Genomic DNA, 25,996 nt, shown 5'->3' on the forward strand with positions numbered 1-25,996 from the left:
TCAGCCCTTCGGGGGTACCGGCTATTTCCACCAGGTATCGAAAATCGTGACCGGAACCGTGCGCTTGTGGCGGGTCCGCAGGTACATCCCCTCGATCCGCTCGGCAACGGCCTCCGGCACTCCGCGGCCCTCGAGGTAGTCATCGATCAGGTCGTAGCTCAGGCCGAGTTCATCCTCATCCGTGCGGCCTGGCGTCCCGTCCAGAAGGTCCGCCGTCGGGATTTTTTCCCAGATGCGGGCCGGCGCGCCGAGTTCGGCCAGCAGCGCGCGGTTCTGGCGCTTGTTGAGCCCGAACAGCGGCAGGATGTCGGCGCCGCCGTCGCCGTACTTGGTGAAGAATCCGGTGACGGATTCTGCACCGTGGTCCGTGCCGATCACAAGGTAATTGTGCTCGCCGGCCAGGGCATACTGGGCGATCATCCGGGTCCGGGCCTTGGTGTTGCCCTTGTGGAAGTCGGAAATCCCGGTGCCGACCGTCTTCTCGAACTCGTCCTCGAAGCCGTCCACCGCAGCCGAAATATTGAACGTCCATTCGGTCTTGGCGCGCACGAAGTCCAGGGCCGCCTGGGCGTCGTCCTCGTCGTGCTGGACGCCGTAGGGGAGCCGGACGGCCACGAAATTCGCCTCGACGCCCTCGGCCTCAAGCTCCTCGACCGCCAGCTGGGCCAGCCGCCCGGCCAGGGAGGAGTCCAGGCCGCCCGAGATGCCCAGGACAAACCCCTTGGTGTGGGTTGCCGTCAGGTATTCCTTCAGGAACGTCACGCGTTTGCGCACCTCCCCGGCCGGGTCGATCCGGGGCTGCACGCCCATTTCTTCGATGATCTTCGCCTGGAGTTCACGCATGCCTCACAGCCTAGTCAGCGGTGTCAACCACGCTCAACTGTTGCAGCCGGGACGGCGGGTCAGGCGCCGCACCGGGGTCGGAATTGCGCGGCTTTGCCGGACCGCCGCTGCGCTTTCGGACAACCGCCACGCGGATCCCCGGTGCGCACTGCCGGAATCGGTGCACGCGTCCGGAACCGGCGCGAAAACCACGAATGCCGTGCGGCTCCGGCGCCGTCGATCGCCGGCCTTGCCTATCGATCCTGCGGAGCCGGGCCGGTGGAACCGCGCACCGTCAAGTGGGTGGGCATGACCGAGCGGCTGCGTCGTGCTCCGCCGGCCAGGGGATTCAACCGGGCCAGCAGCATGGACACGGCCACCCGGCCGGCCTGCTCGATGGGGGAGGCCATGGTGGTCAGCGGCGGATTGCAGAAGTCCGCGCCGAAGATGTCGTCGCAGCCCACAATGCTCATGTCCTCCGGGACGCGGATCCCGCGCTCGCGCAGCCGCTGGAGCATCCCGATGGCAATGAGGTCGTTGAAAGCGATGCAGGCGCTGACCCGGCTGTGCACGGCGGCGTCCGCGGCGGCGGCGCCGGACTGTGTTGTCGGGGCGAAGGGCCCGAGCCGATGGGCCTCCACGCCGCGCGCCTCGGCCGCCTCGGACAGGGCCGTCCACCGCCGTTCGCTGGACTGCGACGACACGGGACCTGCCACATAGGCCACCCGGGTGTGCCCCAGCGAGATCAGGTGGTCCAGTGCCTGGCTGGTCGCGGAGGGGGTGTCGATGATGACTGCGGGCACCCCGGGAACGTCGCGGTTGACCGCAACCACCGGGATCTTCGCCGCCGCCGCCAGGAGGACCTCGTCGCTGAGCCGGGAGGCGGCCACGATGATTCCGTCGGCACCCTTGCGGAGCTGCTCCATGGCGCTGGCTTCCACCTCATCGGATTCCTCCGTGTCCACCAGCAGCTGGGTGTATCCGGCTGCCTTGAGCTGGAGCTGCGTGCCGCGGATGAGATCGAAGTAGAAGGGGTTGGTGATGTCGGGCACCAGGACCCCTACGGCGCCGGTGCGGCCGGAACTGAGTGCCTTGGCCTGGCTGTTGGGTGTGTAGTTGAGCATGGCGGCCGCTTCCTCGATCCGCGCGCGGGTCCGTACGTTGACCCGTTCCGGCGTCGAGAGCGCCCGGGAAACGGTGGAGGCCGCCACGCCGCAGAGCGCTGCAATGTCATGGATGGTTGCGGGCCGCTCGGCCTGGTCCGGATGCGTCGACACGGGGCTCCTCTCTGAGCAAGTGTCTCTGGGCAGTGATGTTCGGGTTTCCGCGCATTAGGTTTTTGAGCACACAAGGAAATCTGCCGGAAACCACCAGGCGCGGATCACGGCGCGCGTTGCTGGGTAACCGTGCCGAGTGAGCCGTGCTACAGGGGCACCGTGAACAAAGAATGGCACAGTTGCAAACGTTTGGCAATCGGTTGTCAAGAATTGGCAGTCCGGTTAGACTCGCATCGAGACCATCACTGTGAACTGACTCACCCTGCCCCGGTGGCGGGGCACTTGAATCGGGAGCCCAAATTGACAACAGCGTCAGCATCAACCAGCTTCACCCTCTCCGGCTTTGGCGACGAGGTTGACCCCAATCCCGAGGTCCAGGCGGCAGTGCTGTTGGCGATCGGCGCCAAGCACATTGAGGTGCGCAGCGCCTGGGGAACCAACGTTTCCGAGCTTTCGGCGGAGCAGCTCGTCGAACTCAAAGCGGTTCTGGACGCCAAGGGCCTGAAGGTCTCCGCCGTCGCCAGCCCCATCGGCAAGGTGGAGGTGTCCCTTCCGGTTGAGCATGAAGTGCAGCGGCTGCGCCGGATCATTGAGGCCGCCAAGACGCTGGAGACCAAGTACATCCGCATCTTCTCCTTCTACCGGGCCGAGGGACAGAGCCAGGAAGAGATCCGCGAGGACGTGATGACCCGCATGGCGGCGCTGGCGGCGCTCGCCGCGGAGGCCGGCGTCGTGCTTCTGCATGAGAACGAAAAGGGCATTTACGGCGATACGCCCGAGCGGGTGCTGGACATCATGAAGTCCGTCGATTCGCCGTCCCTGCGCCTCGCCTGGGACAACGCGAACTTCGTCCAGGTCGGCGTCAAGCCGTTCACAGACGGCTACGCCATGCTGCGCCCCTACCTGGAATACTTCCAAGTCAAAGATGCGCTGGCGGGAACCGGCGAAGTGGTCCCGGCCGGGGAGGGCGACGGCGAATTGAAGGAAACCGTCGCGGCCCTGAAAGCCGACGGCTACCGCGGTTTCGCCTCCTTGGAGCCGCACCTGGCCAGCGCCCATGAACTGGGCGGATTCTCCGGCCCGGTTGCCTTCGGTTCCGCGGCGCGCGCCTTCGCCGGGCTGGCCGCGACAAACCACATCGACCTCATCTAGCAGGAGCGCAGCAGCACCCAACGAATGAATCAGCCAATGGATGAAGCACTAGACGAATGAGGGAGCTACGGATGCCAAAGGCGGCAATCATCGGCTGCGGCGACGTGTCGATCGTTCACTTTGACGCGCTTGCCGGGATGGACGACGCCGATCTGGTGGCCGTCTGCGACACGGATCCGGAGCGCCGCGCCACGGCGCAGGCGGCTCACGGGGTCCCGGCGTTCGAGGACTACCGCGACATGCTGGAGGCGGCCGCCCCGGACGTCGTGCACATCACCACCCCGCATCACGAGCATGCTGCGATCGCCATCGACTGCCTGCGCCGCGGCATCCACGTGGTGCTCGAAAAACCCCTGGCGCACACCCTGGCCGAGGGCGAGCGGCTACTGGCCGCTGCCGCGGAAAGCACGGCCCGGATTGGCCTGTGCTTCCAAAACCGCTACAACGCCCCGGTGCAGGAAATGCGGCGGCTGCTGGACTCCGGTGGGCTGGGCAGCGTGCTGGGGGCCTCGGCCACCGTCATGTGGCACCGTGACGCCGACTACTACCTCAGCCGGCCCTGGCGCGGAAGCTGGGGCGGTGGCGGCGGAGGCCTCATGATGAACCAGGCCATCCACACCGTTGACCTGCTGCAATGGCTGGTGGGCGACATCGTGTCGCTCTCCGGCAGCGCCTCGACCCGCGCCCTCGCGGAAGCCATCGAGGTGGAGGACACGGCAGAGTTCGCAGCCCTCCACAGCAACGGCGCGCGCAGCGTCTTCTATGCCACCCTCGCCAACGCGGTCAACGCACCCGTCACCCTGGACATCAGCACCGAAACGGCAGCACTGAGCCTGCGCGGTGACCTGACGGTGACGTACGACGACGGGCGCAGCGAGGTGGTGCGCGAACGCGCCATCGGCTCGGGCGGGCGCTCCTACTGGGGCGTCTCGCATGCCTTGCTGATCGCGGACTTCTATGCCGGGTTGGCGCAACCGGGCCCGTTCTGGATTGACGCCGCCGAAGGGGCGAAGTCGCTGCGGATCGTGAAGGAACTGTACCGGCAGTCCTACCCCGGCTCCGAGGCCAAGGTCTCCTAAGCAGAGGGCGCCCGGAGCGCCCCGGCACGGGCCGCGGGCTCCGTACCAGGAAGCGCCGGTCCCCAAGTGCTCCGGAGCGCCCCGGCGTGCCCCTGAGTGGCGCCATTCCGCCGTCGTGCTGCGCCTTCAAACGCGTGGTAAAGCAACAAAGCCGAAAATTCATGACAACCGGTTGCCAGATATGGCAACCCAACGTACGCTGAACCCACAAGCGGCACTGTGGCCCAGGCCACAGTGCCGCTGCAAGCGTCCGGTGACACGGACCTCGTCAAGCGATAGGAGCCAACAATGAAGTTCGGTCCCAAGGCAGCAGCAGCTGCCCTCATCCTCAGCGCGTCCCTCGCGCTCACAGCCTGTGGCGGCGGCGCTGCGGCCGGCGGCGCGGCCGCCGGCACCCCCGCCACGTCCCTGACGCTGGGCACCATCCAGGACGTCCGGTCCTGGGATCCCGCCCAGGCGCACGTGGGCCACCTTCTCCAGCCGTACCAGGCGGTCTATGACACGCTGATCCTGCGGGAACCGGACGGAAAGCTCAGCCCCATGCTGGCGACGGACTGGAAATACAACGCGACCAACACCAAACTGACGGTGGACCTGCGCACGGACGTCACCTTCAGCGACGGCGCCAGGTTCGACGCCGAGGCCGCCAAGGCCAACATCGACCACTTCAAGACGGCCAACGGCCCGCAGATGGCGCAGCTGTCCTCCGTTCAGGATGTGACGGTTGTGGACGCCGACACCATTGACATCAACCTCACTACCCCGGACCCGGCCCTGGAATACTTCCTCAGCCAGGCCGCCGGCCTGATGGGCAGCCCCAAGGCGCTCGGCACCGAGGGCATCAAGACCGAACCGGTCGGCTCCGGACCTTACGTGATGGACAAGGCCGCGTCCGTCAAGGATTCCCAGACGGTCTTCACGGCACGCAAGGATTACTGGAACAAGGATCTGCAGAAGTACTCCAAGCTGACCTTCAAGATCCTGACCGATCTCACCGCCCGCACCAACGCCCTGGTCTCCGGCCAGGTGGACGCCACCCTCCTGGACCCCAAGACCGGCAAGCAGGCCGAGGGCGCCAAGATGCAGCTGGCCGCCAACGAGGTTGACTGGCAGGGGCTGCTCCTGATGGACCGTGACGGTGCCAAGAACCCGGCGCTGAAGGACGTCAGGGTCCGCCAGGCCATCAACTACGCCTTCGACCGCAAGACCATCTTGGACCAGGTCATGCTGGGACAGGGCACGCCGACCTCGCAGCCGTTTGGCAAGGCCAGCGGGGCCTGGACCCCGGCGCTGGAGAACTACTACACCTACGATCCCGCCAAGGCCAAGCAGCTCCTGAAGGACGCCGGCTACGAAAACGGCGTCACCCTGGAAGTCCCGAGCGTCCCCGGGTTCGAAACCCAGATTTCCGTCGTCCAGCAGCAGCTGGCAGACGTGGGCATCACCCTCAAGGTGGGCGCCGCGCTGACCAACACCTTCACGTCCGATGTGGCTTCCCAGAAGTTCACCACCATGTACTTCTCGCTCTTCCAGGGTGAGCCGACGGTTGCCATCAACCAGATCGTCTCCACCAAGGGGCTCTACAACCCGTTCAAGAACGCGACGCCGGAGCTCGACTCCAAGATTGACGCCGTGCGCAACGGCGGCGCCGATGTCGGGAAGCTGGCCCAGGACGTCAACAAGTATGTGGTGGAGCAGGCGTGGTTCGCGCCGCTGTTCCGGGTCAACCAGATGTACTACCACAACGCCAAGGTGAACGTCACCCCGCAGATCCAGCAGGCCGTTCCGTCCATCTACAACTACTCACCCGCCAAGTAGGACGCCATGATCAGGTTCATTGCGAAAAGGCTGGGCAGCGGGCTGGTGGTGCTGGGTGTTGTCTCGGCGCTCACCTTCTTCCTGCTGTACATCTCCAGCGGGAGCATCGCCAGGAACATCCTGGGTGACCAGGCCACCGCTGAGCAGGTGGCGATGAAAGAACACGAGCTCGGACTGGACCAGCCCCTGGTGGCCCGCTACCTCGCCTGGGTGACCGATGCCTTGAGCGGAAACCTCGGAGCCTCCTGGTTCAGCTCGGAACCGGTGGCCAACTCCCTGGCCAGCCGGATCCCGGTGACCATGACCATGGTCTTCGCCGCAATGATCCTGATCGCAATCTGCGCCGCCCTCATTGGCGTCCTTGCTGCCGTCAAGCGCGGCTGGGTGGACCGGGTGGTCCAGGTTGGCGCCATCATCGGCGACTCCGTTCCGGGGTTCGTGATCGGCGTCATCCTGGTCACCCTCCTGGCCATCCAGCTGGGCCTCTTCCCGGCCACCAGCACCATCTCGCCTGACTCCGGACCCGACGCGTGGGTCTATTCCATGGCGCTTCCCGTGATCGCCTTGCTGATCAACGGCGTCACCGGAGGCGCGCAGCAGATCCGCAGCGCCGTCATCAAACAACTCGAGCGGGACTACGTCCGCACCCTGCGCAGCCGGGGCATCAGCGAACGCGAGATTCTCTTCAAGCACGTCCTGCGCAGTGCCGCCCCCGCCGGACTCACTGTGCTGAGCCTCCAGCTGATCGGCATGCTGGGTGGCGTCGTGATCATTGAGCAGATCTTCGCCCTGCCCGGCATGGGCCCGCTGGCGGTCGCCGCCACCGGCCAGTCGGATCTTCCGGTGGTGATGGGCGTCGTGATGTACACGGTGGTCGTCGTCATCGTGGTGAACCTGCTGGTGGACATTCTTAATGGCTGGCTCAACCCGAAGGTGCGTGCGTCATGAGCGATTCTTTAGAAACTGCGGCTGCCGCCGCCCCCGTACCGGCCGCGTCGCCGGTGCAGAGCGGCACAGGTCAGAGCGGCACAGTCGTCCGCTCCACCGTCATTCGCCGCCTGTTCAGGAACCCGCTGGGGATCGCTGCCATCGCGATCCTGACGGTGATCGCGGTCCTGGCCATTCTGGCGCCGGTCCTGGCGCCCTTTGACCAGAACTACGCCAATATTGCCAAGACCCTCGCCGCTCCGGACTCCGTGAACATTCTCGGAACGGACAGCGCCGGGCGCGATGTCTGGAGCCGGCTTCTGTTTGGCGCGCAGCTGACGCTGCTTTCCGCCCTGCTCTGCGCGGGCGTGGCCATTGCCATCGGCCTGCCGGCCGGCCTGATCGCCGGCTACTACGCCGGGAAGTTCGAGGCAGCCTCCAACTGGGTGGTCGGCATCCTCATGAGTCTTCCCGGCCTCATCGTCCTACTGACCATCCGTGCTGCCTTCGGCCCCTCGGTGTGGATGTCCATGATCGCCTTCGGCGTCCTGATCAGCCCGTCCTATTTCCGGCTGACCCGCACGGCCGTGCAGTCGGTGCGCAACGAGCTCTATGTTGACGCCGCACGGGTCTCCGGGCTGTCGGACCTCAGCATCATCGCCCGCCACATCTTCTCCGTGGTCCGGGCCCCCATCATCATCCAGACCGCGGCGATTGCCGGCGTGGCCATCGCCATCCAGTCCGGCCTGGAGTTCTTGGGCCTTGGCGACCCCACCAAGGCGACCTGGGGCGTCATGCTCTCCGAGGGCTTCAAGAACGTCTACCTGAACCCGACCCTGCTCTTCTGGCCGGCACTCGCCATGGCGCTGACCATCGGCGGCCTGGTTCTGCTCGGCAACGCCCTCCGCGACGCCCTGGAAGACGGCGAGAAGATCAACCACCGCAAGAAGAAGGCCGCGCCGGAAGGTACGACGGCGGCACCCGCCGCCGTGCGGACGTCCCGGAAGCCGGTAGCCACCGTCGTCGCCGGAACCGAGCACCACCTGGTCAAGGTGACCAATCTCGGCGTCGGGTATCCCCAGGCAGACGGTTCCATCAAGAAAGTCGTTGACGACGTCTCCTTCCACGTGGACCGCGGCGAGATCCTGGGGATTGTGGGCGAATCGGGCTCGGGCAAGTCCCAGACCGCCTTCTCCATCCTGGGGCTGCTGCCGGACAACGCCCGCATTGTGGGCGGCTCCATCCAGTTCGACGGCAACTACACCGTTGCCCCGGGCGATGAACGGGTCAGCCAGGAGCGGCTGTCCAAGCTGCGCGGCAAACGGATTTCCTACATTCCACAGGAGCCCATGAGCAACCTGGACCCTGCCTTCACCATCGGCTACCAGCTGGTGACGCCCATGGTGCGCGTCCTCGGGATCTCCAAGGCCGAGGCCAGGAAACGGGCCCTGAAACTGCTCACGGACGTCGGCATCGCCAACCCGGACCGGACCTTCAACGCCTACCCGCACGAAGTCTCGGGGGGCATGGCCCAGCGCGTGCTGATCGCCGGAGCCATCAGCTGCGAACCGGACCTCGTGATCGCCGATGAGCCCACCACGGCCCTGGATGTCACGGTGCAGGCGGACGTCCTGGACCTGCTGCGCGAACTCCAGCAGCGCCTGAACATCGGCGTCATCCTGGTGACCCACAACTTCGGTGTGGTGGCGGACCTCTGCGACCGCGTGGCCGTCATGCAGAACGGCCGGCTCGTGGAGGAAGGATCCGTCCGCGACATCCTCCGCAATCCGCAGGAACCCTATACACAAACGCTCTTGGCGTCGATGCTCGAAGGCAAGGAACCCATGTCCACGCTCGTTTCCACCCTGCAGAAGGAGCCCGTCGCATGAGCACCATGGAGAACGCGCCGCTGCTCACCGTAGAGCAGCTCGTGGTGGAGTACCCCAGCAAGAAGTTCCGGGCCAAGCCCTTCCGCGCCCTGACGGACATCAACATCTCCATCGGCCGGGGCGAAACCCTGGGACTGGTGGGGGAGTCCGGGTCCGGCAAGACCACCCTGGGCCGCGCCATCCTGGGGCTGGCCCCGGTGACCGCCGGGAAGATCAGCTTCGAAGGCAAGGACATCAGCCACGCCACCCGCAAGGACCGGCGGGTCCTGAGCCGGGAGCTACAGGTGGTCTTCCAGGATCCGTACACCTCGCTGAACCCCGCACTGGAAATCGGCGACATCCTCGCCGAACCACTGGGCGTGCAGGGCATGGAAGCCGCGCAGGCCAAGAAGCGCGTGAAGGAACTCCTGGACCAGGTGGGCCTGCCCTCCGATGCCATCAACCGGCTGCCGCGCGAATTCAGCGGCGGGCAGCGCCAGCGTGTGGCGATCGCCCGGGCCCTGGCACTCTCGCCGAAGCTGATTGTCTGCGATGAGCCCGTCAGCGCGCTGGACCTCTCCACCCAGGCCCGGGTGCTGGACCTGTTCCTGCAGATCCAGAAGGACACCGGCGTGTCCTACCTCTTCGTCTCGCACGACCTCGACGTCGTCCGGCACATCAGCCACCGCGTCGCCGTGATGTACCACGGCGAGATCGTCGAACAAGGCCCGGCCGGCGTCGTCACCACCGACCCCGACCACCCCTACACCCAGCGGCTGCTGCTCGCGTCCCCGGTCCCGGACCCGGACCGCCAGGAACAGCGCCGCGCGGACCGGCACCGCCTGCTCGAAGCGCAGCGGATGCAGCACGAACAAGCGGGCGTCCCCGCCTGAGGGGCTGCTTCAGGCAAAGACCACAGCAAACGGACACAACAGCAAACGAACACAACGGCCGGATTCTCTTCGAGGATCCGGCGGGCAATGGAGGAACAGGCGTGACAACAACAGCCAGAATTGGCGTGCAGGCGATGATGCTGAAGGACAGCTTTGCCGAACTCGGGGCGTTCGAGACGCTCCGGAAGGTCAACGCAATCGGCTACAACGCCGTCGAGGTCTCCCAGATCCCCATGACGCCGGAGAACGTGGCGGAACTGGACCGCGCGCAGACCGAGCTCGGCATGGACGTGGCCGCCCTCTCGGTGGCCATGGAAACCCCCAAGGGCATGGCCGCCGATTCCCTGAAGGACCACTTCGACAAGATTGTCGAGGACGCACAGCGTCTTGACGCCAAGCTCCTGCGGATCGGCATGCTGCCGTTCCCGGCCATGAAGTCGATCGGCGCCGTGGTGGACTTTGCCAAGCAGGCCAACGAATACGCTGAGCGACTGGCCGGGCACGGGATCGGCCTGTACTACCACAACCACCACATCGAGTTCGCGAAGTTTGACGGCACCTACATGCTGGACATCATCGCCGCCAACTCACCGGCCATGGGCCTGGAAATCGATGTCCACTGGGTCCAGCGCGGCGGCCTGGACCCGGTCCGCACCTTGGAAAAGTACGCCGGCCGCACGGCCATGGTGCACCTGAAGGATTACCGGATCGGCCAGCTGCCCGAGCGCGCCTTTGGCTTCCTGGAAACCGGGGACTTCAAGGGCTTCATGGCCGATTTCAAGGACGTGGTCCAGTTCGCCGAAGTGGGCGAGGGCAACCTGGATTTCCCCGCCATCATCCCGGCCGCGCAGGCCGCCGGCGCCCGTTACCTGCTCGTGGAGCAGGACGAACTCTATGGGCGCACGGTGTGGGACGCGCTGCAGACCTCCTACGACAACCTCGTGGCCATGGGCCACTCGAACCTTTTCTAGATTAGGGAGAACCCCCACATGGGTAAGAAAGTACGCCTCGGCATCATCGGCCTGGGCCAGCAGGGTGGCATGTACGCGAAGTTCATCGCGGACGGACTGGTCCCGAACATGGTGATCGGCGCCATCTGCGACATTGATCCGGCGAAGAAGGAACTTGCTTCGGCAACATACCCGGACGTTCCGTTCTACGAGGACTACATCGCCATGCTGGACAGCGGCGACGTCGACGCCGCCGTCACCTGCGTGCCGCACTTCCTGCACCCGGAGATGGGCATCGAGACGCTCAAGCGCGGCATCCACGCCCTCGTGGAGAAGCCCGCCGGCGTCTACACCAAGCAGGTCAAGGAGCTCAACGAGTTTGCCGCCGGCAAGCCGGAACTGTCCTTCGCGATCATGTTCAACCAGCGCAACAACCCGCTGTACCAGAAGCTCAAGGAAATCGTCGACAACGGCGAAATCGGCGCGATCCGCCGAACCAACTGGATCATCACCAACTGGTGGCGGCCGCAGGGCTACTACAACTCAAGCGAATGGCGGGCAACCTGGGGCGGAGAAGGCGGCGGCGTGCTGGTCAACCAGGCGCCGCACCAGTTGGATTTGTGGCAGTGGATCTGTGGAGTACCGAAGTCTGTCTACTCCAAGGTTGCCTACGGCTTCCGCCGTGACATCGCCGTCGAGGACGAGGTGACCGCAGTGGTGGACTACGGCAACGGCGCCACCGGCGTCTTCGTCACGGCGACACACGACCTCGTGGGCACCGACCGCTTCGAAATCCTGGGCGACCAGGGCAAGATCGTGGTCGAAGACTCCAAAACGGCCACCGTGACCCGCCTGCACAAGCCGGAGCGCGAACTCAGTGACGGCATGGACATGGATGACGTCCGGAAGCTCTTCATGGGCGAACTGAACCCTGAGGCGTACTACAGCACCGAGGTCATCGAGTTCGAGTCCGTCTGGGGCGCCCAGCACGCGGGTGTCCTGGAAAACTTCGCCGCCAACATCATGGACGGCACCCCGCTGCTGGCGCCGGGCTCGGACGGCATCAAGGGCGTCCGGCTGGCCAACGCCATCCACCTCTCCAGCTGGACGGGCCGCGAAGTGGGCCTGGACTTCGACGAGGACGAGTTCCTCACCGAGCTCAACAAGCGGATCGCCGGGGAAGGGAAGTTCCCCGAGCGCGCCTAGTGCACCCAGCCCAACTGACTCGCAGCTGGGGCCGTTATGCGGGCTCAAAACGGCCCCTGCTGCGAGCTACTTGGGCCCGGTTTCATCGGTAGGATGGGGCGGTGACTGAACCCGCGAAGCCCGACGTTGCCGCAACACCAGCACCGGTCAAGAAGCATGCCCGCGACGGGAAATCCAGCGCCACCATCTACGACATCGCCAAGGTCGCCGGGGTCAACCCGTCCACGGTGTCGCGGGCCCTCAGCAAGCCGGGACGGGTCAGCGCCAAGACGCAGAAACTCATCGAGGATGCCGCCGCCGAGCTCCACTACCAGGTGAACCCGTTCGCCCGAGCCCTGCCCACGGGACGGACGAGCACGTTCGGCCTGATCGTCGCCGACATCACGAACCCCACGTTCTTCGACATCATCCGCGGCGCCGGCGCCACTGCCACCGCCCGCGACTACACCCTGGTCCTCGCGGATTCGGCCGAGTCCGCGGTCACCGAGCTGACAACGGCCCGGCGGATGATGGCCACCGTGGACGGGCTCATCCTCGCCAGCCCGCGCATGGACGACGACGACATCCGCGCCCTCGCCCGCGACAAGCCCGTGGTGGTCATCAACCGCGAGGTCGACGGTGTGCCGTGCGTTGTCCCGGACGTCAACAAGGGGATCAGCGAGGCCGTCCGCAGCCTGGCCGCGAACGGGCACAAGAAGGTCGCCTACGTGGCCGGGCCGTCCCAGTCCTGGATGTCCACGCAGCGCTGGGACGGAGTCCGCTCTGCCTGTGAATGGTCCCGACTGGAAGCCGTGCGGCTCGAATCCAGCAAGCCAACGGTCGACGGCGGCCGGCAGTCCGCGCGCGAGGTCCTGGCCAGCGGTGCGACGGCGGTGCTGACGTACAACGACCTCCTGGCCATCGGCCTGATGCAGGAGCTCCAAGCCGCCGGCCTGATGGTCCCGGACCAGATCAGCATCGTGGGCTTTGACGATATCTTCGGGGCGGATTTCACCACCCCGCCCCTGACCACCGTGCGGTCCCCGCTGGGCGAATGCGGGTCCGGCGCGGCAACGATCCTCCTGGACCACCTCGCCGGCACCGGCGGGGAAACCCCGGAGACACTGCGGGTGGAAACCGAGCTCGTGCTGCGGGGTTCCAGCGGCAGGCTGATCGCGGCCAAGTAGGCGCCGCCGCCTCGCATTCGGCTGCCCTTTCTGCATTCCGCTCCACTTTTGGAAATCCGCGGCTGGGATCCTGGCAGCGGACGTCCGTTTCCCCCCGCGAGGATCCGTACTAGGCGCGGAAAATGCCCCGTGGAATCTTTTGGCAATTTTTGGCAACCGGTTGACAAGCGGCAGGCGCGGGACGACCATTGAGCTATGTCACAGTCGATTTCTGCCCACCCAGACCGGCTCCTGCCCGCGGATCCCGGAACGCGAAGCATCGCCCGCGATCTCCTGGGCCGGGTCCAGGACCTTCCGATCATCTCCCCGCACGGACACGTCGATGCCGCCGTGCTCGAGCAGAACACGCCCTTCCCCGATCCGGCGGCGTTGCTGGTCAGCCCGGACCACTACGTCACCCGCCTGATCCACGCCAGCGGTGTGCCGCTCGAACAGCTGCGCGCGCAGGCCGGCGCCCAGGCGGACCCGTCCGCCGCGGCCCCGGAATCGCGCAGCGTGTGGCGTGCGTTCTGCGAGGCATGGCCGCTCTTCGAGGGCACCGCCTCGGGTTACTGGCTGCGCGACCAGTTCCACAGCGTCTTTGGCCTGGCCCAGGAGATCGGCGCCGCCACCGCAGATGCCTCCTACGACGCCATCTCCGCCCGGCTCCAGGAGGCGGATTTCCGCCCCCGCCAGCTGTTCAAGGACTTCAACATCGAGGTCCTGGCCACCACGGACGATCCCCTGGATGACCTGGCGGCCCACAAGGCCCTGGCAGGGGATGCCACCTTCCATGGCCGCGTGCTCCCGACTTTCCGGCCCGACGCCTACCTGAACCCGGCCAACCCCGCCTGGGGCGGCAACGTTGAACGCCTCATCGCGGCAGCGGGCGACGGCGGCAGCGGCTTTGCCGGCTACCTCACCGCCCTCGAGAACCGGCGTCGTTACTTTGTGGAGCATGGCGCTGTGTCGGCCGACCACGGCGTGCGCACCCCGCGCACCCTCAAGCTGGACGCCTCAGAAGCGGAACGGCTCTTCGAGCGGGCCCGTTCCGGCGAAGCCAGTGCCGCCGAGCGCGAAGACTTCGAGGCCCACATGATGTACCAGATGGCCCGGATGTCGGTGGAGGACGGCCTGGTCATGACCATCCACCCGGGATCCTTCCGCAACCACCACACGGAGACCTTCAGCAAGTTCGGTGCGGACACCGGGCACGACATCCCCTTTGCAATCGACTACACCGAGTCCATCCGGCCCGTGCTGCAGGACTTCGGCAACAGCAAGGACTTCCATCTGGTGCTCTTCACCATGGACGAGACGGTCTATTCGCGCGAACTCGCACCCCTGGCAGGCTTCTACCCCTCGGTGTACCTCGGCGCCCCGTGGTGGTTCCTGGACGCACCGGATGCGATGCTGCGGTTCCGGTCCGCCGTGACCGAAACCGCAGGGTTCTCCCGGTCCTCGGGGTTCATCGACGACACCCGCGCCTTCTGCTCCATCCCCGCCCGGCACAATGCTTCCCGCCGGATCGAGGCCTCCTTCCTGGCCCGCCTCGTGGCGGAACACCGGATCAGCGAGGACCGCGCCCACGACATCATCGTCGACCTCGTCGACGGCTCCCCGCGAAGGGTTTTCAAGCTATGACCATGACAGAAAATGCCGGAGCCGCTGGCCCCGCAGGATTGGCAGATCCGGCGGCCGCGGCGGTTACCGGGGACCCGGCGGCAGACCTGCCGCGGCTGAACCGCAGCCTTCGTCCCGCGGCCAAGGCCCCGGTGCGGATCGTCCACCTGGGCCTCGGCGCCTTCCACCGCTCACACCAGGCGTGGTACACCCACCGGGCCGGCGACGCCCCGGAATGGGGGATCGCCTCCTTCACCGGCCGGCGCCCGGACGCGGCCCTGGCACTGGCGGAGCAGGACGGCCTGTTCACGCTCGTGGAGCGCGGCGACGCGGGGGATTCCTTCGAGGTGATCGGCAGCATTGTTGCTGCCGTGGACGGGGCCGACGTCGGCCGGCTCGCCGAACTCGTGGCCGCACCCGCCACCGCCATCATCACCCTGACCATCACCGAGGCCGCCTACCGGCTTGGCACCGACGGCCGGCTGGACCTCCGGGCCCCCGACGTCGAGACGGACCTCGCCGTGCTCGCGCGGGGGACCGGCAGCCCCGCGACGCCGCTGGGCCGGCTGGTCTTCGCCCTCGCCGGCCGCCGCGCCGCCGGGGCCGGACCCCTGGCCGTGGTCTGCTGCGACAACCTCGCCAGCAACGGCACCGTCGCGCGCCGGGCCGTCACCGGCCTGGCTGCCGCCTGGGACGCCGGGCTCGCCGCCTGGATCGAGGCCAACATCAGCTTTGTCAGCACCTCGGTGGACCGGATCACGCCGCGGACCACGGAGGCTGACATCGCCGCCGTCGAGACCGCCTGCGGCTACCGGGACACCTCGCCCGTGGTGGCCGAGCCGTTCCGCAACTGGGTCCTCAGCGGCGACTTCCCCGCCGGGCGCCCGCGCTGGCAGGACGCCGGGGCCGTGTTCGTGGACGACATCGAGCCGTATGAAAACCGCAAGCTCTGGCTCCTCAACGGCGCGCACTCGCTGCTGGCCTACGCCGGGCAGTTGCGCGGCCACGCCACCGTGGCCGAGGCCCTGCAGGACGAGCTCTGCCGGCACGCCGTGGAACGGTTCTGGGACGAGGCCGAAGCCAACCTGCACGGCCCCGACCTGCAGATTCCCGCGTACCGCGCCGCGTTGCTGGAGCGCTTCGGCAACGGCCGGATTGCTCACCACCTGGCCCAGATCGCGATGGACGGAAGCACCAAGCTGCGCATGCGCGCGGTTCCCGTGCTGCTGGCCGAGCGTGCCCGGGGCCGTTCCGGCGCGGCGGCTGCCCGCATGATCGCCGCCTGGATGGATTTCAGCGCCTCGGCGGCCCAGTTCCAGGACCCGCTCGCGGCGGAGGTAGCCGCGGCCAACGCGCTTGGCGGCGCGGAGAGCACCCGCGCCCTGCTCGCCCTGCTGTCCCCGGGCCTCGTGGACACTGCGGCACCCGCCGGCGGTCCCGTCGCCGAGCTCGTCGAGAACCTCCGGGGAGCCTTCTCCGGGCCGGCTGTCCCGGAGTAAGAAGACCTTCTGCAGGCACTGCTGCCCGGGCGCCGGCCCTTGCCGGTTCCCGGGCAGTGCTATGCCGGACGCGGGGCAGATCGGGTCTAGTAGAAATTTATGGCAACCGCTTGCCAAAAGATTGCCAAGTGACTAGGATTACATCCAGACGAAGAAGCCACCGGGTGGCAACCGGCACCGCCGGCCGCACCAGAAGGCCCGCCCCGCAACGACGCGTAAGGATTCCCCACGATGCTCAAGCCCCAGGCCAGTGAAACCCGCGAGATCGTCAATCTCGACGGCCTGTACCGCTTCAAGGTGGACTTTGGCCGCTCCGGCCACCGGGACGAATGGTTCCGGGCGCCGCTGGACTCGGACCTGGAAATGGGTGTCCCGGCCAGCTACAACGACGTCTTCCCGGACAAAGCCATCAGGGACCACGTCGGCTACGTCTGGTACCAGCGGGACGTGCGCGTGCCGCGCGGCTGGGCCGGGGAGCGCATCCACGTCCGCCTCGACTCCGCAACGCACGAGGGCATGGTGTGGGTTGATGAGACCCTGGTGGCCCAGCACACCGGCGGCTACATGCCGTTCAGCGCGGACATCACCGAGCACGTGGCGCCCGGGCAGGTCTTCCGCCTCACCATCTCCGTCAACAACGAGCTCACCCAGGCCACGATTCCGCCGGGAACCATCACCGTCACGGAGGGCGGCCGCCGCCAGCAGAGCTACCTCCACGACTTCTACAACTACGCCGGACTGCACCGCAGCGTCTGGCTGTTCAGCACCCCCGCGGTGACCGTCGATGACATCACCGTGGTCACCGGCTTCGAGGCATCGGCCGGCAGCGTCGAGTACTCCATCGCCACCGCCGGCGGAACCGGCAGTGAAACGGTCACCGTTTCCCTCCGGGACGCCGACGGCGCAGAGGTTGCCCGCGCCGACGGCGCCCGCGGCACCCTGACGATCGCCGACGTCGTGCTCTGGAAGCCCGGTGCCGCCTACCTCTACAGCCTCACCGCCGAGATCCGCGACGGCGGCCGGCTGCTGGACAGCTACACCCTGCCCGTCGGGGTCCGCACCGTGGAAGTCCACGGCAAGGAATTCCTCATCAACGGCGAGCCCTTCTACCTCACCGGCTTCGGCATGCACGAGGACCACGTGGCCATCGGCAAGGGCCACAGCAACGCCCAGATGGTCAACGACTTCCAGCTCCTGGACTGGGTGGGTGCCAACTCCTTCCGGACCTCGCACTACCCCTACGCCGAGGAAGTCATGGAGTTCGCGGACCGGCACGGGATCGTGGTGATCGACGAAACCGCCGCCGTCGGGCTGCACCTGGGCTTCGGCGCCGTCTTCGGCGGCATTGCCAAGAAGACCTACGTCGAGGGCGGTGTGGACGCCAACACCGCCGCCAGCCACCGGCAGGCGATTTCCGAGCTCGTCGCCCGCGACAAGAACCACCCGTCCGTGGTCATCTGGTCGATCGCCAACGAACCCAACGGCTCGGAAGAGGGCGCCCGCGAATACTTCGCGCCCCTCGCGGAACTGACCCGCCGGCTGGACCCCACCCGGCCGGTCGGCTACGTCAACGTCATGTTCGACACCCCGGACAAAGAACTGCTCGGGGACCTGTTCGACGTCGTCCTGCTCAACCGCTACTACGGCTGGTACCTCAACAACGGCGACCTCGAAACAGCCGAGCAGTCCCTCGAGAAGGAACTGCGCGAGTGGGACGCCAAGTACGGCAAGCCCATGATCATGACCGAGTACGGACCGGACACCATGCCCGGTTTCCACTCGATCTATGAGCAGCCCTGGAGCGAGGAATACCAGGCCGCGTTCCTGGCCATGTACCACCGGGTCTTCGACCGCGTGGACGCCATGGTGGGCGAGCAGGTCTGGAACTTCGCGGACTTCCAGACCTCCAACGGCATCATGCGCGTGGACGGCAACAAGAAGGGCGTCTTCACCCGGGACAGGCGGCCCAAGCCCGCCGCCTACGCCCTGCGCCAGCGGTGGACGGCACTGGCCGGCACCAAGAACACCACTTCCGAGGCGTAGGCCTGACCGCACATTTTTTCGCCGGGCCCGGACCAGGGTCTGAGTCCGGCAACGGGTAAAGGAGCCCATTCATGAAAAAGCTTTCCAAGCTCAGCATCATCGGCTATGGCGCCGGCGATGCTGCAAACAACCTCGCATTCACCACCGCCACCATGTTCCTGCTGGTGTACTACACGGACGTGGCAGGGATCTCCGCCGCTGCCGCCGGCACCCTGCTGCTGGTGGTGCGGATCTTCGATGCCTTCGCAGACGTCTTCGCCGGCCGCGTCGTGGACCGGACCTACAGCAAGCGGTTCGGCAAGTTCCGCCCGTTCATCATGTTCGGCTCCATCCCGCTGCTGCTGCTGAGCGTGGCGACCTTCTCCATCCCCGCCCTCGGCGAATCCGGCACCCTGCTCTACGCCTACGTCACGTACGCGGCCCTGGGTCTGGCCTACAGCCTGGTCAACATCCCCTACGGCTCGCTGGCCGGCGCCATGACCCAGGACCCGGGGGAGCGCGCCAAGCTGGGCTCCGCCCGGATGATCGGCGGGCTGCTGGTCGGCTCCGCTTTGGGCATCTTTGTGGCACCCCTGATCAAGCCGGGCGCCAACCTGCAGGGCACGTTCACCACCATCACTATCGCCTTCGTCGTCATCGGTGCGGCCCTGTACCTCTTCACCTTCCTGACCGCCAAGGAACGGGTCCATCGCGCTGTCCCCAACGTCACGTTCAAGCAGAGCATGGAGACGCTCAAGGGCAACCGGCCGCTGCTCATGCTGTGCGTGAGCTCCTTCTTCTTCCTTACCGGCTACCTGGCCCTGACTTCGGTCCAGCTCTACTACCTCCGCGATGTCCTTGGCCGGCTGGACCTGTACCCGGTGCTGTCCATCATCCAACTCGGCCTGACCTTCGTGCTGGCTGGATTTATGCCCAAGCTGGTCCGGAACCTCGGAAAGAAGCGGGTCTACATCTTCTCCTCACTGTTCACGGTCGTTGGCGGTGCCATCATCTTCTTCTCCCCGGCAAGCCAAGCCATGGTCGGCTTCGGCGGCCTGGTGATCAGCCTCGTGGGCGTCCTCGCGGTCAACATCGTGGTGTGGGCACTGGAAGCCGACACCGTCGAGTACGGCGAGTGGAAGACCGGCGTCCGCACCGAGGGCATCACCTACGCCTTGTTCTCCTTCACCCGCAAGACCGGCCAGGCAGTCGGCGGTGCGCTCGCGGCCTATGCCCTGGCCCTGGGCGGCTACAAGTCCGGCGCAGTCCAGACCCCTGACGCCGTCTTCGGCATCCAGATCGCCGCCGGCGCACTGCCCGCGGTCATGACCATCCTGGCCGTGCTCGTGATGGCCAAGTACACGCTCACCGACACCATGCACGCCCGGATCCTCGGCGAGATCCGGGCCCGCCGCACCGACGGTGACGGCGGCGCCGTCGGAACCCCCCGGAACGACGCCGACGGCACCGTTCCCGCCGATGCCGCACCGCTGGCGCCCAGCAACTAAGTCACCCCCACCAGACCAAAAAAGGACCTGCTGTGAAAATCATTGCCGCTGAAGTCTTCGTGACCAGCCCCTCCCGGAACTTCGTGACCCTGCGGATCACGACAGAAGACGGCGTCACCGGCATCGGCGACGCCACCCTCAACGGCCGCGAGCTCGCCGTGGCCGCCTACCTGAAGGAGCACGTCGCGCAGCTGCTGATCGGCAAGGACCCGCACCGGATCGAGGACACCTGGCAGTTCCTGTACCGGTCCTCCTACTGGCGCCGCGGCCCGGTCACGATGGCCGCGATCGCCGCCGTCGACATGGCCCTGTGGGACATCAAGGGCAAGCTGGCCGGGATGCCGGTCTACCAGCTCCTCGGCGGCGCGTCCCGGAACGGGCTGCGCGCCTACGGCCACGCCTCCGGCGCGGACATTCCCTCCCTGTTCGATTCCGTCCGCGAGCACCTGGAGCTCGGGTACAAGTCCATCCGGATCCAGACCGCGATCCCCGGCATCAAGGCCGTCTACGGGGTTGCCGCCCAGGCGCAGGCCTCGGGGGAGCGGTACGACTACGAGCCCGCCGGCCGTGGGGCGTTCCCGCAGGAGGAGGACTGGGACACCCGCGCCTACCTGCGGCACCTGCCCACCGTGTTCGAGGCCGTGCGCAATGAGTTCGGTCCGGAGCTGCCGCTGCTGCACGACGGGCACCACCGGATGACCCCGATCCAGGCCGCCAAGCTCGGCAAGGCGCTGGAACCCTACGACCTCTTCTGGCTCGAGGACTGCACCCCGGCCGAAAACCAGGAGGCCCTGCGGCTGGTCCGCCAGCACACCACCACCCCGCTGGCCATCGGTGAAATCTTCAACACCGTGTACGACTACCAGACCATCATCAAGGAACAGCTGATCGACTACGTCCGGGCCGCGTCCACCCACTTCGGCGGGATCTCGCCGCTGAAGAAGGTCATGGACTTCGCCGCGCAGTACCAGATCAAGTCCGGCTTCCACGGCCCGACCGACATCTCCCCGGTCGGGTTCGCCGCGCAGCTGCACGTCGGGCTGGCCATCCACAACTACGGCATCCAGGAATACATGCAGCACTCGGACAAGACCAACGAGGTCTTCGAGCAGTCCATGACGTTCGTGGACGGCTACCTGCACCCGGGCGACAAGCCCGGCATCGGCGTCGAATTCAACGAGGAAGCCGCGGCCGCCTTCCCGTACCAGCAGGCCTACCTGCCCTACAACCGCCTCGTCGACGGCACCGTTCATGACTGGTGAGCTGAACCCCGCCGCTTCCGCCCCCCGCCACATTGTGGTGATGGGCGTGACCAGTTGCGGCAAGAGCACCGTGGGCGCGGCCATCGCCGACCGGCTCGGAGCCGAATTCCTCGACGGCGACTCGCTGCACCCGCAGTCCAACATTGACAAGATGGCCTCGGGCACCCCGCTGGACGACGCCGACCGGGCACCGTGGCTGGCCGAGGTCGGCAGGCGCTTCGCGGCGTCGGACGCTGGCCTGGTCATCGCGTGCAGCGCGCTCAAGCGCGCCTACCGGGACATCATCCGCAGCGGCGATCCCTCCGTGGTGTTCGTGCACCTGCACGGGAGCCGGGAACTGCTCAGCAGCCGTATGGCCGCGCGTCCGGGGCACTTCATGCCGCTCTCACTGCTGGAATCGCAGTTGGAAACCCTCGAAGAACTCCAGGCCGACGAAAAGAGTGTTGTAGTGGACATCGCCACGCCAGTGACGCAGATCGTTGATGAAGCTGTTGCGGCCCTCGCCGGTCCGCAGGACGATGCCACCCGGCTCCTCGTCGACCTCCAGGCGGCGCCGTTCAACCTCGACGGCGACGCCATCGCCTGGGTGGATGCCACCATCGCTTCCATGACGCTCGAGGAAAAGATCGGTCAGCTGTTCATCAACCACAACAACGACTACTCCCAGGAATACCTCGACGGTGTCCTGGAGCAGTATCACGTGGGCGGCATGCGCTACCGGCCCGGACCGTCGGCGGACGTGCAGGAACACATCCGGTACGCGCAGTCCAAGACCCGCATCCCGCTGCTGGTGGCCTCCAACCCGGAAATGGGGGGAGCCGGAAGCTGCGACGACGGGACGTTCGTCTCGACCCATCTGCAGGCGGGCTCACATCCGGACAAGGCCATCGCCCGGCAAATGGGCCAGGTGGCCGGCGTCGAAACCGCGGCGCTGGGCTGCAACTGGGCCTTCGCGCCGATCGTGGACATCCACTACAACTGGCGCAACACGGTCATTTCCACCCGGGCCTTCGGCAACACTCCGGAGATCGTGGTGGAACGGGCCAAAGAGTACTTCGACGGCATCAGCGAATCGCCCACCGTGTGCGCCATGAAGCACTTCCCGGGCGACGGCATGGACGAACGCGACCAGCACGTGGTGACGTCCTACAACACGCTCAGCTACGAGGAGTGGAACAAGACCTACGGGCACGTGTACCGGGAGATGATCGGCCACGGCGTGCAGTCCATCATGATCGGCCACATCGGTGCGCCGGACCTGTCGCGGCATTTCCGCCCCGGCCTGGCGGCAGAGGACATCCTGCCCGCGACCCTGGCGCCGGAACTGCTACAGGACCTGCTCCGCGGCGAACTCGGCTTCAACGGGCTCATCCTCACCGACGCGTCCCAGATGATCGGCCTGACCCAGGCCATGAAGCGCAGCGAGCTGGTCCCCGCCACCATTGCGGCCGGTTGCGACATGTTCCTGTTCTTCCGGAACCCGGCCGAGGACTTCGGGTACATGCTCGAGGGGTACAAGTCCGGGGTCATCACGGAAGCACGGCTGCAGGACGCTCTGCGCCGGATCCTGGGCCTGAAGGCGTCGCTCGGACTGCACAAGGCCGCGCGGGAATCCCTCGTCCCGCCGGTCGAAGCGCTGCAGCTGATCGGGAGTGCCGCGCACCGGGCGGTTGCCGCGGAGATCGCCGACAAGACCGTCACCCTGGTCAAGGACACGGCCGGCAACCTGCCCATCACGCCCCGGACGCACAAACGCATCCGCCTCTACGGCATCTCGGGCGGCGCGGACTTCACCCGTGCCGACCCGCTGGCCTACCTGGACGTGGTCCGCGACGAACTCGAAAAAGCCGGCTTTGAAGTCCATGTCTTCAAGACAGCCGAGCAGCGCCAGATTGCCGGCGAGACAGGGGTGAACTTCATGTCCGTCATCTCCGAGGAAGCCACGGGAGATTACGCGCAGAAGTACGACGCCGCGTTCGTCTTCGCCAACGTGAAAGGCTTCGCCCAGGAGGCAGCCATCCGGATCAAGTGGTCAACGCCCATGGCGGCCGAGATCCCCTGGTACGCCACCGAGGTGCCCACGGTGTTCGTCTCGCTCAATCAGCCCAACCACCTCATTGACGTGCCGATGGTGAAGACGGCCATCCACGCCCACGCGGGCACGCCGGAGGCCATCCGGGCTGCCGTCGAGAAGATCCAGGGCAAATCGGAGTTCCAAGGCACGTTCAACGAGAACGTCTTCTGCGACTCCTTCGACACCCGCCTCTAAGCCCTTTTACCTGGGATTCTAGAGGTTTTAGAGCAGGCTCCCTGCCGACTGAACATCCCCGGTCCGCAGGGAGCCGGCAATATCCCGTTCGCCTACGTGTCCTAGGCGTCGTAGCTGGCCGAGTGCTCCTGCGCATCGTTGCGGGCTGCCGCAAGTTCTCTGCGGTAGTCCGCAATGGTCAGGACGCCGTTGACATCCAACACATTCTGGATCCGCTCGATAAGCGCCGGCATTTCGTAGTGCTCAACGACCCGATCGTGTCGGTCATCCAAATGTTTGAGTTTCTCAGCCACGTTCCCCCCAAAGAATGCTGCTCCGCACCCCATGTGCGGTGCCGTGAGTCTACACGCAATGTTTCCGCAGTTTTCCCGCACCCGTAACACACCCACGCCGCCGAGGAGGCGCGCTTGGGCACCACACCGGCGGCGCCATGAGCCATGCCATCATCATCACCCTGATCACAACCCCAGGCGCTGTGCCCACTGCTGTTCTCCCCCGAGCAATTCCTGGAGCCCGAATAGGCCCCGACCGCCCTCGCGGGTAAAGAAAAGCCCCGGGCCCATGACAGATGCCGGGGCAGTTCCTACGCGCGGAGGCTGGCTATCGGCCGGTTAGTCGTCGCAGTTCTGCAAGACCCAGTGCTGAGCCCGCCAGATGACGTTGTAGTTGTTGACCCGGCTCTGGGCCCTCCTGCCGGGCCGCCGCTGCGGTTTCGGACCGGCGCTACGCGGATCCCCGTAGCGCCAGTCTGAAGCAGTAGCGCACACGAAAAACCGACGCTAAAACCACTCCCGCGGCGCCCGTCGCAGGCGTAGCGTGGGGGCCATGGAGAAGACCGGATGCGCGGTGGTGGGCGGCGGACCTGCGGGGATGATGCTGGGCCTGCTCCTGGCCCGGGCCGGGGTGCGGGTCACGGTGTTGGAGAAGCATGCGGACTTCCTGCGGGATTTCCGCGGCGACACGGTGCACCCCTCCACGATCCGGCTGATTGACGAACTCGGCCTCGGCCAGGAATTCCGCCGGCTGCCGCAGAGTCGCCTGAAGAATGTTGCTTTTCCGGTTCCCGGCGGGCCGCCCGTGACCATGGGTGATTTTGATGCCCTGCCGCCGCCGTACAACTACATCGCCATGATGCCGCAATGGGACTTCCTGAATTTCCTCGGCGCCGCCGCGGCCGAGGAACCGGGGTTCACCCTGCTGATGAGCCACACCGCCACCGGGCTGGTCCGCAACGGGGGCCGCGTCCGCGGAATCCGCTTCCGGACCCCGGACGGTACTCAGGGCGAACTCTTGGCGGACCTGGTCGTCGCGACGGACGGACGCCATTCCGTGCTCCGCACCGAGGCCGGCCTCGCGCCGAAGGAGTTTCCGGTGCCTTTCGACACCTGGTGGTTCCGGCTGCCCCGGAACCCTTCCGAAGCAGGCGAGGTGGCCGGGCTCGTGCCGGCATTCGGACCCGGCGAGGCGCTGTTGGCCTTGTTCCGCAATGACTACTACCAAATGGGCTACCTCGCCGCGAAAGGCACCGACGCCCGGATCCGCGCTGAAGGCGTCGAGGGATTCCGGCGCCGGGTCGCGGCGCTGCGCCCGGACCTCGCCGACCGCGTTGACGCCATCCGTTCCCTCGATGACCTCCACTGGCTGGACGTGCGCCTGAACCGGCTGCACCGGTGGTACATCCACGGCATGCTCTGCATCGGCGACGCCGCGCATGCCATGTCCCCGGCCGGCGGCGTCGGAATCAACCTCGCGATCCAGGACGCCGCGGCCGCCGCCGAGTCCCTTGCCCCCGCACTGCTCCGGGGCCATGTGACCACGGCAGACCTCAAGAAAGTCGAACGACGGCGCCGGTTGCCCACTGTCATTGTGCAGACCGCCCAGAGGGTGATGCACCGGGCAATCTTCGGCCCGATCATGTCCGGGAAGCGGACAAAAGCTCCAGCCGCGGCGCTCTTCGTGGCCCGGCGCATTCCGGCGGTCCGCACCATCATTCCCCGGTTTATTGCCTTTGGTCCGCGGCCCGAGCATGCCCCGGCATTCGCCCGGCGCGCCGAACCCCGACCGCAGCCGCAGCCCTAGCCGCGCTGGGCGGTCATACTGCCCCATTGGGCGCTTCACCGCCATCCCACAATGGCAGAGGGACGCTGGCCGGGCGAGGAAATATGTGACTCGCGTGACGTAATTTTTGCGTGCGGTCCAGTCAAGGGCTACCGTGTGATCAGTATCACGACAAGTCATACATGCTTTTGATCTGCGGCGGGAGAGTCCTGCCGGTACGTTCAGCAGGCGCCGTAGGAGCAAATCCTCCCCAGGAATCTCTCAGGCCCACGTACCGCCGCGGCGAGGCAACTCTGGAAAGCAGTCCGGTCACCGGACTCACCGACGGTGCAAGCGGCACCCTGTAACAGCAGGGTCTGCGGAAACTCTCAGGTCCAATACAGAGCGGGGAGGAACCCGAATCATCGTGGCACCCAAAATGCCACCTGAATTATGGAGTTCCTTCATGGCCATTCAGTCGTCCCCTCCCACCTTTCCAGATGGCCGGAAATTGCTGCGCATTGAGCAGCGCAATGCGGCCACACCGGTGGAGCGTAAGCCGGAATGGATCAAGGCCAAGGTCCAGATGGGCCCCGAGTTCGTCCAGCTCAAGAACCTCGTCAAGAAGGAAGGCCTCCA

General features: G+C 66.4%; 19 protein-coding genes, 1 pseudogene and 1 riboswitch. Of the genes and pseudogenes, 17 read left to right on the top strand and 3 right to left on the bottom strand.

The features are described from left to right. Window positions 1-21: 21 nt before the first annotated feature. Both nadE and C9424_RS03960 read right to left on the bottom strand, forming a co-directional pair. Complete coding sequence (gene nadE / locus C9424_RS03955; RefSeq protein ID WP_116765613.1) at window positions 22-843, bottom strand: ammonia-dependent NAD(+) synthetase; 822 nt, start codon at window positions 841-843, stop codon at window positions 22-24. A 233-nt stretch (window positions 844-1,076) separates the two neighbouring features. Further along, window positions 1,077-2,099: a LacI family DNA-binding transcriptional regulator gene (locus C9424_RS03960; protein ID WP_116765614.1), complete on the bottom strand. Its 1,023-nt coding sequence runs from the start codon at window positions 2,097-2,099 to the stop codon at window positions 1,077-1,079. 300 nt (window positions 2,100-2,399) lie between these two features. On the opposite strand from C9424_RS03960, the gene C9424_RS03965 reads away from it, so the two are divergent. The 15 genes from C9424_RS03965 to C9424_RS04035 all read left to right on the top strand — a co-directional run bounded on the left by C9424_RS03965 (window position 2,400) and on the right by C9424_RS04035 (window position 23,320). Next, entirely contained in the window at window positions 2,400-3,251 is an 852-nt protein-coding gene (locus C9424_RS03965) for a sugar phosphate isomerase/epimerase family protein (protein ID WP_116765615.1), read from the top strand. Between the two features lie 71 nt (window positions 3,252-3,322). Beyond that, a complete protein-coding gene (locus C9424_RS03970) occupies window positions 3,323-4,330 on the top strand; it encodes a Gfo/Idh/MocA family protein (protein WP_116765616.1) in 1,008 nt (335 codons plus the stop codon). Between the two features lie 288 nt (window positions 4,331-4,618). Further along, entirely contained in the window at window positions 4,619-6,148 is a 1,530-nt protein-coding gene (locus tag C9424_RS03975; protein WP_116765617.1) for an ABC transporter substrate-binding protein, read from the top strand. A gap of 6 nt (window positions 6,149-6,154) precedes the next feature. Further along, on the top strand, window positions 6,155-7,096 hold the full coding sequence (locus tag C9424_RS03980) for an ABC transporter permease (protein ID WP_116765618.1): 942 nt from the start codon (window positions 6,155-6,157) through the stop codon (window positions 7,094-7,096). Beyond that, the gene (locus tag C9424_RS03985; RefSeq protein WP_116765619.1) at window positions 7,093-8,964 is read left to right on the top strand and encodes a dipeptide/oligopeptide/nickel ABC transporter permease/ATP-binding protein; all 1,872 of its coding nucleotides are present in this window, start codon (window positions 7,093-7,095) and stop codon (window positions 8,962-8,964) included. Before C9424_RS03980 ends, C9424_RS03985 begins: the two co-directional genes overlap by 4 nt. Next, entirely contained in the window at window positions 8,961-9,836 is an 876-nt protein-coding gene (locus C9424_RS03990; protein WP_116765620.1) for an ATP-binding cassette domain-containing protein, read from the top strand. Before C9424_RS03985 ends, C9424_RS03990 begins: the two co-directional genes overlap by 4 nt. Before the next feature lie 101 nt (window positions 9,837-9,937). Beyond that, window positions 9,938-10,807: a sugar phosphate isomerase/epimerase family protein gene (locus C9424_RS03995; RefSeq protein ID WP_237563276.1), complete on the top strand. Its 870-nt coding sequence runs from the start codon at window positions 9,938-9,940 to the stop codon at window positions 10,805-10,807. A gap of 18 nt (window positions 10,808-10,825) precedes the next feature. Continuing rightward, window positions 10,826-11,992 (top strand): Gfo/Idh/MocA family protein, encoded by a 1,167-nt coding sequence (locus C9424_RS04000; protein WP_116765622.1) that lies wholly within the window; start codon window positions 10,826-10,828, stop codon window positions 11,990-11,992. A 101-nt stretch (window positions 11,993-12,093) separates the two neighbouring features. Next, window positions 12,094-13,158, top strand: a complete 1,065-nt coding sequence (locus C9424_RS04005) for a LacI family DNA-binding transcriptional regulator (RefSeq protein WP_116765623.1) — start codon at window positions 12,094-12,096, stop codon at window positions 13,156-13,158. Between the two features lie 195 nt (window positions 13,159-13,353). After that, on the top strand, window positions 13,354-14,781 hold the full coding sequence (gene uxaC, locus C9424_RS04010) for a glucuronate isomerase (RefSeq protein ID WP_116765624.1): 1,428 nt from the start codon (window positions 13,354-13,356) through the stop codon (window positions 14,779-14,781). Between the two features lie 2 nt (window positions 14,782-14,783). Beyond that, on the top strand, window positions 14,784-16,259 hold the full coding sequence (locus C9424_RS04015; protein WP_237563281.1) for a mannitol dehydrogenase family protein: 1,476 nt from the start codon (window positions 14,784-14,786) through the stop codon (window positions 16,257-16,259). 231 nt (window positions 16,260-16,490) lie between these two features. Then, window positions 16,491-18,302, top strand: coding sequence for a beta-glucuronidase (gene uidA, locus C9424_RS04020; RefSeq protein WP_116765626.1), 1,812 nt, complete (start codon window positions 16,491-16,493; stop codon window positions 18,300-18,302). A gap of 71 nt (window positions 18,303-18,373) precedes the next feature. Then, the gene (uidB, locus tag C9424_RS04025; protein ID WP_116765627.1) at window positions 18,374-19,789 is read left to right on the top strand and encodes a glucuronide transporter; all 1,416 of its coding nucleotides are present in this window, start codon (window positions 18,374-18,376) and stop codon (window positions 19,787-19,789) included. A 32-nt stretch (window positions 19,790-19,821) separates the two neighbouring features. Beyond that, window positions 19,822-21,051: a D-mannonate dehydratase ManD gene (manD, locus tag C9424_RS04030; RefSeq protein ID WP_116765628.1), complete on the top strand. Its 1,230-nt coding sequence runs from the start codon at window positions 19,822-19,824 to the stop codon at window positions 21,049-21,051. Next, window positions 21,041-23,320, top strand: a complete 2,280-nt coding sequence (locus tag C9424_RS04035) for a gluconokinase, GntK/IdnK-type (protein ID WP_116765629.1) — start codon at window positions 21,041-21,043, stop codon at window positions 23,318-23,320. Before manD ends, C9424_RS04035 begins: the two co-directional genes overlap by 11 nt. 101 nt (window positions 23,321-23,421) lie before the next feature. Here C9424_RS04035 and C9424_RS21290 read toward each other — a convergent pair whose 3' ends face one another. Further along, window positions 23,422-23,613 carry a hypothetical protein gene (locus C9424_RS21290; protein ID WP_133247475.1) on the bottom strand — a complete coding sequence of 64 codons (192 nt, stop codon included), beginning with the start codon at window positions 23,611-23,613 and terminating at the stop codon, window positions 23,422-23,424. Between the two features lie 532 nt (window positions 23,614-24,145). Here C9424_RS21290 and C9424_RS04040 point away from each other — a divergent pair. Next, window positions 24,146-25,399 (top strand): FAD-dependent oxidoreductase, encoded by a 1,254-nt coding sequence (locus C9424_RS04040; protein WP_116765630.1) that lies wholly within the window; start codon window positions 24,146-24,148, stop codon window positions 25,397-25,399. A gap of 168 nt (window positions 25,400-25,567) precedes the next feature. Beyond that, window positions 25,568-25,665: riboswitch (glycine riboswitch) on the top strand. 158 nt (window positions 25,666-25,823) lie between these two features. Then, window positions 25,824-25,996: pseudogene (locus tag C9424_RS04045) on the top strand (lipoyl synthase); the annotation flags it as partial.

Source organism: Arthrobacter sp. H-02-3, from assembly GCF_003097355.1.
GTDB lineage: Bacteria > Actinomycetota > Actinomycetes > Actinomycetales > Micrococcaceae > Arthrobacter > Arthrobacter humicola.